This window comes from Myxococcaceae bacterium, from assembly GCA_016000045.1.
Classification (GTDB): domain Bacteria; phylum Myxococcota; class UBA727; order UBA727; family JABDBI01; genus AER2-1.
This window is the reverse complement of sequence record JAECQY010000001.1, coordinates 108,064-117,817: the sequence shown is the minus strand read 5'-3', so window position 1 is coordinate 117,817 and position 9,754 is coordinate 108,064. Positions and strand designations below refer to the sequence as shown.

Genomic DNA, 9,754 nt, shown 5'->3' with positions numbered 1-9,754 from the left:
AGGGTTGGGCATGCACGGCATGCCTGCACACTCTCTGACGTGTCGAGCAATCTTTCAACCCATATCCAAACACTTTCGCCTACGAGTACCTGAGAAGGCAACGCTTCTCAGGACTTAATTCAGACCCCGAGATTCATTGACTAGCAGGCGGTCTACTGGTAGGAAGAGATCGTACACAAAGAACAAAATTATCAGTAGTAAGATAATCGTCGCAGATATCGCCAGGGTTGTTGCACTCCTCGTCTACCTTACCATCGGCACTGAGGGCCCAGAAACTGGGGGTTCCAAAAACCCCTGTGCTAGACCAGTGGCACCCTTCACCGAGATCTCCTCCGCGTTTCTTAAACAGCACTTCTAATTCCCAAATCGTTGGCAAGCGCCACCCTTCCGACGAACGATCCGCTGCGTAGTCGCAGGCATTCGTCCAGCTCATTTTTTCCTCTGAACGTTTGGATTCCCATTCCAAAGCAGCTACGTCTTGGGCATCGCGTGGGCCTTTATACCAATCGCCAAGTTGCCTAAACGGATCTGAACGCATCGCCTCCGTATAGACGATATTGGGTGACAATATGCTTTGAGTAGAGGCATCGCTAGGAGCAGTAGCCTGCGAGGCCTGAGCAGAGATGCGTCCTGACGCGCTCGAAGTTCTTGCGAATACTTGATTCATATCAGCGTGGGCATCTGTGAAATTCATTTCTTTCTCTGGACGTTTGGATTCCAATTCCAGAGCAGATAGTCTGCCCGGAATCCGAGAGGTATACCACTTGTCCAGCCTATGGTTCGATCGCTTCGGCTTCTTACTCAAAATTCTTTTGCGTCCGAGCGTGGATCTATCCCACTCGTGAACTCCGCTAGACTGACCCCATTGTATCATCTGCGCCGAGCACCTACCCGGCGAAGCGACAGGAGCAACGGCCTGCGAGGCCTGAGCAGAGACCCGCCCTGACGCGCTCGAAGTTCTTACCAATGCTTGACACATTGACGAGCCCATCTCCTGTTTATGGAGTGCTTGGTGTGAAAGCTGATACTCAAGCTGTAAAAGCTGACACTTAAGACTCAGCAGCGCTATCGTAGAATTTATAAGCGTCTTGTTTCTGAAAACGCGTCCACTGATCCCCCAAGGGATCCCAGGATCGGGTAAGTCGTTACGCACGTCTGCCGGCAAAGGGTTCGGTTGAGGCGGCGGGCCACCAGCACCGGGAACCAAGCGTAGCCCCGGTACCGAATCCTTGGCTTTAGAGGCAGGCAGAGATAACTCGCCGGGTACTGCATCCAGAAGCTCCAGCCCAATCTTCAGAGCTCCTGCCTTCGAATGCCTCTCGGGTAAATCCCCCAGTTCGATCAACCGCAAGAGCTCTTCTTCCGCGGCCGAAGCTTCCGAAGCCTTGTCTATTTGGCGCAGCCTATGGATCTTTTGCCGGAGTTCTTGGATGCGCCTATGCCGCTGGGTCATCTGCGCGATGTAGTCACCGCCGACGCGAGTCAGTGGCGCCCAAGCCGAACCCAGCGAAAGGGGTTTCACCTCTCGAATACTGTCTTGGATCTGTTGGCCTATTCGAGCCACCTCGGACCAAGCATCTTGCAACCAAGCGGGGCGATGCCCCAGCAAATTCCAGGAAAACAAGTTGGGGGATAGAGCAAAAATAAAGAAAATAGAAACGAAGACTTGATTCATATAAATAAACACTCTCCTCTCATTGACGAGGTCATTCAAAAACCTACTTTTTGCATTCTTACGCTCCCTTTTTAGCATTGTAAATGCTTGCGTAGCTACGGCTTCTTGAGAACACTTTCAATCGGACGCTCGATTGAGAAATTCAACTGAACATGCTAGAACAGAATCGTGAAGTTCCGCCATTTCAAATGGATCTATGCCCAACTTTTTTTAGCCTCCGTCGGCTTCGTCCATTATGCTCGAAAATTTTGGCCCTGGAGCGACAGGACTCCTGGGATAGAGCAATTCAAACGAAACTATTTCTCCGAGTCTTTTTTACCGTGCACCCAAGAGCTCCGAGCCATAGCTCATGAGCCCGGTCGTTGCACAACTTGTGGACAATGCGATTTCGCTTGTCCGGAGAATCTGAGTCCCATGCGATCTCTGCTCAAACCCGAGCGCGCGCTTCGTGAAATGGCTTCTTGCACAAACTGCCATGCCTGCGAACAAGCGTGCCCTCAAAGGATACCCATACTGCGTTATGTACACTTGGCCTCGAAAACCTTTCATCCTGGCGCATCGTGGCGCACGACAACAGGCTCCTGAAAATACAATTTTAGCTTTTCAAAAAGCTTTCGAATTAGGTGCCGATGGCTTTGAATGCGACGTGTTTTTAAGCAAAGACCGCATCCCAGTGATTTTGCACGATGAAACACTCGACCGAACCACCGCAGGCACTGGCTTTGTTTGGGAACATTCGGCCGATCAACTTCGAGTTTTAGGCGTTCCCACCCTAGAAGAAGCCCTCGAAACCATGCCGCAAAATGGCATCGTTAATCTAGAGCTCAAGGATTGCAAACCTTGGAATCCTGAAATTCTCGCAGAAAACATCATGCTGCTTTTGAAAAGGCACGAGCACCGGATTGAAGTCGTGATCTCAAGTTTTAACCCAGCCTTGTTGAAACCTTGGTCTGGATGGCCAATCGGCTTGCTGTTTGAATCCGAACAAAGCATCCAAGTTCCGAGGGATATCGAGGTACAGGCTCTCCACATCGATCGGTCGTCCCTGACGAAAGCTCCGAAGGGTTACCCGCTCGTTTTTTGGACAGCTCCGGATACCGAAACCGCCAAAAAATGGCTGTCGGAAGGAGCCGACGGAGTCATCGCAGAACTTTAAGCAGAGTGACAGAAATAGCGCACCAGATAAAATCACTTCACCAAACTCCATAAAACGCGGCAAAATATGGAGTATGCTCCAGAGATTGTTGAAACCTATCTTTCAATCCTGGCAGAAACTTTTTTAGGCTCACGCCATTGAGATCAAGTCAAGCCACCGCATCGGACCCCATTGAAGCTTGCCCAATCAACCCAAAATCTATTACCTGTCTCAAGATCCCAGCCGACAGAAAATAGGCACGGTTACTTGTTTGCCACCGAGAATCCATATTGCTTAAAGCTTGCGGAACAGATCGCCTAAGGTTGCTTTTGAACTTTGTCCTTCGCTGCGCTTTAAGTATGCATCGTAATCTTCTCGCGCTTCTTTTTCAATGCGAGCCTTGACGCTCATGCTCACTTTGTGCTGCACCGGATCGCAAGCGATGACTTCAACCTGCAGGGTTTGCCCTTGTTTCACCGGCGTATCTCCCATTTCTCGCGTGGAGCAAAAGGCCACCAATTCGGGCTCCAATTCACACTCGAATCCTGCATGCGACACACGCTTCACGGTTACCTCGTGGCGAGAACCTTTCGCGTACTTAGATTTCCAGGAAATCCACGGATCGTCTTTCGTACGCTTGATGGAGCAGGAGACACGTTGACGCTTGGAGTCAAAACCCAAGACTGCCACATCGACTTCATCGCCCTCTTTAAAGAGCTCACTTGGGTGTTCTACCGAACGTGTCCAGGAAATCTCACCGATGTGAACCAACGCCGTGACACCTTCGTCAATCTGAACAAACAAGCCGTATTCTTTAATGCCAACGATTTTGGCTTTAACAATCGTACTCACTGGATATTTTTCAGCCAGTTTTTCAACCGGATTCTCTAACAAAGCTTTGATGGACAGAGAAATGCGATGACCTTCTTGATCCAATCGCAAAATTCGAGCTCGAACCTCGTCTCCAATTTTGAAGCAAGACGATGGGTGTTTCACCCGCTGCCAAGAAATTTCGCTGCTATGAACCAAACCTTCAAGACCTTCGGCAATATGCAAAAACACGCCGAAATCGGAAAGGGCCACAACCGTTCCACTGACATCCATGCCGATCTTGTATTCATCTTCGATTTCTTGCCAAGGATCTTTTTTCAGTTGTTTCAAGCCAACTTTGATTTTTTTAGCTTTCTTATCAATTTCCAACACTTTGACTTGGAGCTCTTGGCCTACTTGCACGCGCTCCTTCTGGGTAGGATGCTGCTCATAGGACATATCCGACACATGAAGCAAAGCATCGGCCCCTTCCAATTCGACAAAAGCCCCGTACGCAACCAGCGATTTCACCGTGCCACTCACCACATCGCCAACCTGCGTGCTCTCCCAAAATGCTTTCTGGTGTTCACGCCTTTCTTTCTGCAAAAGAGAACGTCGACTCACGATGATATTGCCTTCCGTAGGCTTAAAGTCCTTCACTTTAAACCAGTAGGGCTCACGGTCGTTCATCTCCGGAAGCATCTTCGGATCCAATCCGACATGGCTGAACGGCAAGAAAGCTCGAAGCCCAACCCCTCTCTCCGCTTCCTCTCGGCTTTTTGCGAGAAGCGCAATGCTAAAGCCTCCTTTGATGGGAGCAACGATCATGCCTTGAATAGGCTCGTTCTTTTGCATCGCCGCTTCAATGCACTCGATCTCCGAAAGTTCTTCCGCTTTCAATAAAGACACGGACGGCCTTTTGGGGTTTTCAAGATAAACCCGAACGGTACTGCTCAGCATGCCTTGAAACTGCTCAAGCTCTTCTTTCGGGAGGAAAGCCTCGACTTCACCCATCTTGACGTGAAGTCCGTGCTCCGCTGTGTGGGTAACCTCAGCCGTATGGATGGCATTCCAAATGGGCGCGTTTTGTGATTCCATAGCGATTTTGATTAGCTCATATGATATTTTTTGACAAGCTTGTATCCTGGTTTCAAGCAAATCAGCGTGACTTACCCTGGCGTCACGACCGGACTCCCTACCGAGTCTGGTTGTCTGAGATCATGCTGCAACAAACCCAAGTATCGACGGTATTGGACTACTACAAACGCTTTACAGAACGATTTCCAACGGTTCAAGATCTGGCAAAAGCGCATGAAGACGACGTTCTCGCGCTTTGGTCCGGCCTAGGTTATTATTCTCGTGCTCGAAATCTTCATCGTTGTGCTCAAATCATCGAGAGTCGTTACCAGGGTCTGTTTCCCACCCATGCAAGCGAATTAAGCCAGCTTCCGGGTATTGGATCCTACACCGCTGGCGCCATTGTCGCATTCGCTTACAATCAGCCTTCGGCCGTTGTAGATGGCAACATCGCTCGCGTATTTTCAAGACTGTATAATGACGAGACGCCCTGGGGCGATTCAACTGGAAAAAAGCACTTCGAACAAATGAGCCTGGAACTGGCTCAAGAAGCTCCCGATTGTCGGCTTTGGCAGGAAAGCTTGATGGAGTTGGGCGCTTTAGTTTGCAAACCCACTCATCCCGATTGCCATCACTGCCCTTTATTATCGGGATGTCGAGCGCATCAGCAACAAAATATCCCAGAACGGCCGGTGAAGCTCCTCAAAACACAAAAATCTCGACTGGATCGAGTGTGCGCGCTGGTTCATACCTCTGACGCCATCTGGCTGGAAAAAAATCAGCAAGACCTGCTCTTTAAAGGCCTCTACGCTCCCCCGAACGCACTCAGTAGTCCGAGAAGTCTGGAAGAAGATTTTCAAACATTAACTCGAACCCTTGAACTGAAAAACAAATCCTGCGGCTCATTTATCTCGATCGAGCGAACGCTGTCACACCGCAATCTTCATTTGCATGCTAAAGTCATTTCCATGAAAAATGCGGTTCCCAAGGGCCATTGGATCCTCAAATCGGATCTCAGAAAGGTGGGCCTGTCCGCGGCGTTCAAAGCTCTGTTGCTCAAAGCAGGTCTTTTGTGTTGGGTTCTTTCGGGGCCTGTTGCTTGCGTTCACAACCGACCTTCGATTCGCTACATTCGCCAAGCAATTCCTGCAGCGCCCACAACCGACGCTGTCTCCTACGCGAGAAGCTTGATCGGTCAAAAAGCAGCCCAATGGAATGGAAAAACCTATCGCGCAGATTGCTCCGGAACCGTTCGAGCGATCTATGATGCTGCGGGTTGGCCTCTTGGCAACGCAGAAGGAACCAAGGCGATATACAAAGTCGTCAAAGACTCTGGGCAGATCTTTTCAAAAAACCCCAAACCCGGTGATTTAATTTTCTTTCATACCGGAAATCAGCCCAAGTCACTTAACCACATTGGTTTTGTTGAAGCCATACAGCCCGATCAGACCATTTTACTGATTCATCACATGAGCGGATTGATCGTACGATCTCGAATGAACCTCAACTATCCCAATCTTCAGATCAGCCCCAAAGATAAAACAAGGTTGAACCATATCCTCAGACGCTCTGGAAATGGAAAATCGTACACAGCGGCCGAAGTTTTCGATAGCTTTGGAAGAATCTTGTGATTTGGGCACTGGCATTTCTATGGCTGCTCAGCTTGGGATCGCTGGCAAAGTCTTTTGCGCACCCTGCCTCCGGTGTTGAGACCTTCGATGCACTGGATCTTTTCGCTCTTCGGCAAGCAAAACTCTTGTGCTTCCTCTTATTCGCTGTATGGCCCTCTTGGCTCAGCAGCGGGATTGCCTTGCTCTCTCTATACCCTCGGCTTACGCTTGAACGAATCGTACTATGGCTCGCAGTCGGAGCAACTCTCATCTTGATTCGTGAGCAGGTTTAAAATCTTTGCGAGCGCTTAAACGCATTTGACGCCTCGTAAGAGCCTCCATCGCACGGATTTTGTCTTTTTCGGATTTGATCTCAATCAGCGGTAATCTCATAGGCTTGCCATTCTCAGCCAGTGCCACGAAGGTACAGTAAGCACGACAAGCTTTGTAACGTTCTCCCGTTAAAGGATTCTCTGCCAGCACAACCACACCCACTTCCAGGCTGGTTTTAAAAACCGCATTCACCTGCGACTTTAAAATCACAATTTGCCCTTGCTTCACAGGAGCGATGAAGTGAACGCTATCGATCGAAGCTGTCACGACGGGCGCCCGTGCATGCCTCCCAGCCGATACCGCTCCACAAATATCGATCCAGCTGACAATTTGGCCACCAAATACAGTCCCGATTGCGTTTGTAAACACCGGTAAAACCACTTGAGTCATCTCGACATAGGTATTTTCAACGGTACGAAGGGTCATAAGAGTTCTCCTGCCTCATGCGACTGCGTAGCGTGAACGCGTCCATACTTCAACCATCTTTACCCCAACGCAAGCTTGGGCTAGGCTGGGTTTTTTAATAGGGAGTTTCAACCATGAACCATGAGCTCATCCAAAAGCTGTCTCTTCAAGAGCCCAAAACTCTTCTGCAACGCATGGTCAAACTGCAAGAAGAAACCGGTGAACTCGCCCAAGAAGTCTTGATTGCCCAAAACGCCTCCGGCACGCAACATAAAACCGCGGGAGCAGACGGTATTGCTGGCGAATGCGTAGACATTGTGCTTGTCGCACTGTCGATCTATTTTTCACAAGGCAAATCTCCACAAGATTTAGCCGAATACACACAGAAGAAGCTGGAAAAGTGGCAACACCATCAATCTAAACCCTTGCCTGGCTCGCCCGATCCAGAGACCCAATTCCCGTAATCATCTCCACTTCCTCCCACTTGGCGAACCCAGACAAAGGCGCCAGCTGAACTTAACTTCGCAATGAAGATATCAAGGCCTCCTGCTGAAGTCAGCGTGGTGTTTCCAAAGATAGCTTGCTGTTTAAAAATACCGGTCAACAGGAAGGAGTCATCCGATAGTGTTGAGAGGGAGTAAACATCCATCCATTCGGTGCTTGGCATCGTTTGAGCCCATAGAAAGTCTCCTTGAGCATTCAATTTAGCCATAAAACCATCTTGATGCCCAGAATGATTCAGAGTGATATCGCCCAAAATCGTTTTTCCATAAAAACTACCCGAGACCACCGAAGAGCCATCTTTTAACGCTACCACCGCAAGGCTCCACAGAGAATCGGCACCGCTCATCTGCCTGATCCAAACAAAGCTTCCATCCGCTCCCACTTTAGCGACAAAGCCATCCAACCCTCTCGTTCCCGCAGCAGTCAATCGGGTACTGCCCAATAAAGCATCGCCCACAAAATACCCGGCCAGCACCGAGGAGCCGTCTCCAAAAACAGACACCGTTGGACTTTCAACTTGCCCGCTCATCTGCGTCACCCAACTCCAAGTCCCATTTGCCTGAATTTTAGCGATAAACGCATCTTTTTCTCCAACAGAATTCAGAATCGTTTCCCCAAAAGCAACGCTTCCCTGAAAAGTACCCGTCACCAAAGCAGAGCCATCTGCGAGAGCCGATACGATGGATCCTTGCGCCCACCCATCCGCGTTTGCTCTCATCGGGCTGACCCAAGCCACGCTTCCATCGGCATTCAGCTCGGCAATAAACGCGCCTTCACTTCCCTGAGAGCTCAATACCTTGGATCCAAAAACAGCGGTTCCAAGAAAACTACCGGTCACTCGCGAAGAGCCGTTTGCCAAAGTGGAGATGGAACTGATTTCAACCCACTGATCACTGGTCATCTGAGAGACCCAAGCAAAACTTCCATCCATCCTTATTTTGGCAACGAATGCGCTCTTCTGCCCCGAAGATGCGATGGTTATTTGACCCAAGGTAGCGCTTCCACTTAAAAGGCCGGTAACCAGAGACGATCCATCCGATAAAAGCGAAACTGAGTAACTATCCAGCGAGCTTTCAGCCCCGCTCTTAATCTGAGAAACCCAAGAAAAGCTTCCATCTGGCTTCATGGCGGCAATGTAAACATCGCTTTTCCCCTGTGCTGTCAGCGTCTTGTCCCCAAAGGCAACCGTCCCACAGAAAGTGCCATTCGTAATGGACAATCGCTCTTGAGAGCCGACCGAGAGAGTCGTATTGACGGCAGGCAAACCGAGTTCTCTGGACGCGGAACTCAAAGTCGCCTGCATCCCTGAAACACTGGCTTCGGCTTGATTGATCGAAGCAATCCGGTCGCAAAAGCGGTCGCAACCCTTGGCACATTCACTGGAATTCTGAGTCGATTGAGCGCCGCAGTAAAACTGCGTTGCGTAAGGATCATCCGCAGGAAAATCGCTGGGCGATTTCTGGGTTAAGTTCCATACCGCGCTGAAAAAATGAACGAGTCCCTCTGCCTGAGCTGGTTCGAAAGCGGCTTGCAAAAAATGCCTGGGCCATCTTTGAAACACAGGCGAAGACGTGTTCCACAAGTCCGGCAATAACGCGATCTGCTCAACGGGAAGCGCTTCCCCAATCAAAGCTGGAAGCACCATGGAATCTTTCCCAAGGCTCCAAACAATCGATTGTCCTTTTTCTGTACTCAAACAGCTCTTAAAAGTGCTCATGGCATTCGATACAGGTGTCGGAAATCCCAATGGATAAAAAGCATATGCACACTGTAGAATCCGTTCATAATCCAGGTTAAGAACCGTAGAAGTCACGCCATCGCTTTGCACATTCGCAGATTGCGTAGACTCCGAATTTGCAGAGCACCCGACCTCAAAACAGAGAATACACACGATCAAGGCGCCCAATAAGTTCTTCATCATGATTAAATTTTATTTCAAATAAATAATTAAAAACAAGCATTATTTATTTAAAATAGCCGACTTTGTGATGCTTAAAGTGACGCATGCATCGTCTCTTTTCTGTCTGCCTTCAGACACAAGACAAAATCAAAGCCCTTGGAAGGAACATCGCTCGAGAATGGCGCTTGGTTAAAATCCAAATGATTCAGAGTCCCGCTTTCAGAAATATCTGTGTCTTGATAGCGACGATCGTTCTCGCACGAAGGCTCCAGCAACCGATTCACCAAAGCGCCAACCCGCTGAAC

10 protein-coding genes are annotated in these 9,754 nt (G+C 49.4%); 5 read left to right on the top strand and 5 right to left on the bottom strand.

Annotated elements, in window-relative coordinates; translation table 11 throughout:
* Positions 1-133: 133 nt before the first annotated feature.
* On the bottom strand, positions 134-1,675 hold the full coding sequence (locus tag I8H75_00635; protein ID MBH2005848.1) for a DUF1566 domain-containing protein: 1,542 nt from the start codon (positions 1,673-1,675) through the stop codon (positions 134-136).
* A 168-nt stretch (positions 1,676-1,843) separates the two neighbouring features.
* Between I8H75_00635 and I8H75_00630 the strand changes: the two genes are divergently transcribed.
* Together I8H75_00630 and I8H75_00625 are read left to right on the top strand one after the other, a co-directional pair.
* Entirely contained in the window at positions 1,844-2,260 is a 417-nt protein-coding gene (locus I8H75_00630) for a 4Fe-4S dicluster domain-containing protein (GenBank protein MBH2005847.1), read from the top strand.
* Positions 2,196-2,831, top strand: a complete 636-nt coding sequence (locus I8H75_00625) for a hypothetical protein (GenBank protein MBH2005846.1) — start codon at positions 2,196-2,198, stop codon at positions 2,829-2,831. The genes I8H75_00630 and I8H75_00625 overlap by 65 nt, the downstream gene beginning before the upstream one ends.
* 273 nt (positions 2,832-3,104) lie before the next feature.
* Here the strand turns inward: I8H75_00625 and I8H75_00620 are convergent, their stop codons facing one another.
* Positions 3,105-4,718 carry a S1 RNA-binding domain-containing protein gene (locus I8H75_00620; protein MBH2005845.1) on the bottom strand — a complete coding sequence of 538 codons (1,614 nt, stop codon included), beginning with the start codon at positions 4,716-4,718 and terminating at the stop codon, positions 3,105-3,107.
* A gap of 20 nt (positions 4,719-4,738) precedes the next feature.
* On the opposite strand from I8H75_00620, the gene mutY reads away from it, so the two are divergent.
* Together mutY and I8H75_00610 are read left to right on the top strand one after the other, a co-directional pair.
* Positions 4,739-6,328: an A/G-specific adenine glycosylase gene (gene mutY / locus I8H75_00615; protein MBH2005844.1), complete on the top strand. Its 1,590-nt coding sequence runs from the start codon at positions 4,739-4,741 to the stop codon at positions 6,326-6,328.
* Complete coding sequence (locus I8H75_00610; protein ID MBH2005843.1) at positions 6,325-6,600, top strand: hypothetical protein; 276 nt, start codon at positions 6,325-6,327, stop codon at positions 6,598-6,600. Before mutY ends, I8H75_00610 begins: the two co-directional genes overlap by 4 nt.
* Here the strand turns inward: I8H75_00610 and I8H75_00605 are convergent.
* Positions 6,575-7,066 carry an acyl-CoA thioesterase gene (locus I8H75_00605; protein MBH2005842.1) on the bottom strand — a complete coding sequence of 164 codons (492 nt, stop codon included), beginning with the start codon at positions 7,064-7,066 and terminating at the stop codon, positions 6,575-6,577. The genes I8H75_00610 and I8H75_00605 overlap by 26 nt on opposite strands.
* Before the next feature lie 113 nt (positions 7,067-7,179).
* On the opposite strand from I8H75_00605, the gene I8H75_00600 reads away from it, so the two are divergent.
* Positions 7,180-7,509, top strand: a complete 330-nt coding sequence (locus I8H75_00600; protein MBH2005841.1) for a hypothetical protein — start codon at positions 7,180-7,182, stop codon at positions 7,507-7,509.
* Here the strand turns inward: I8H75_00600 and I8H75_00595 are convergent.
* Both I8H75_00595 and I8H75_00590 read right to left on the bottom strand, forming a co-directional pair.
* Entirely contained in the window at positions 7,458-9,470 is a 2,013-nt protein-coding gene (locus I8H75_00595; protein ID MBH2005840.1) for a hypothetical protein, read from the bottom strand. The genes I8H75_00600 and I8H75_00595 overlap by 52 nt on opposite strands.
* Before the next feature lie 71 nt (positions 9,471-9,541).
* A complete protein-coding gene (locus I8H75_00590) occupies positions 9,542-9,733 on the bottom strand; it encodes a hypothetical protein (protein ID MBH2005839.1) in 192 nt (63 codons plus the stop codon).
* Between the last annotated feature and the right edge of the window lie 21 nt (positions 9,734-9,754).

Coding starts and splice junctions, on each gene's coding strand:
- I8H75_00620 (MBH2005845.1), bottom strand. CDS start 4,718: ATGGAATCACAAAACGCGCCCATTTGGAATGCCATCCATACGGCTGAG.
- mutY (MBH2005844.1), top strand. CDS start 4,739: ATGATATTTTTTGACAAGCTTGTATCCTGGTTTCAAGCAAATCAGCGT.
- I8H75_00635 (MBH2005848.1), bottom strand. CDS start 1,675: ATGAATCAAGTCTTCGTTTCTATTTTCTTTATTTTTGCTCTATCCCCC.
- I8H75_00625 (MBH2005846.1), top strand. CDS start 2,196: ATGTACACTTGGCCTCGAAAACCTTTCATCCTGGCGCATCGTGGCGCA.
- I8H75_00600 (MBH2005841.1), top strand. CDS start 7,180: ATGAACCATGAGCTCATCCAAAAGCTGTCTCTTCAAGAGCCCAAAACT.
- I8H75_00595 (MBH2005840.1), bottom strand. CDS start 9,470: ATGATGAAGAACTTATTGGGCGCCTTGATCGTGTGTATTCTCTGTTTT.
- I8H75_00605 (MBH2005842.1), bottom strand. CDS start 7,066: ATGACCCTTCGTACCGTTGAAAATACCTATGTCGAGATGACTCAAGTG.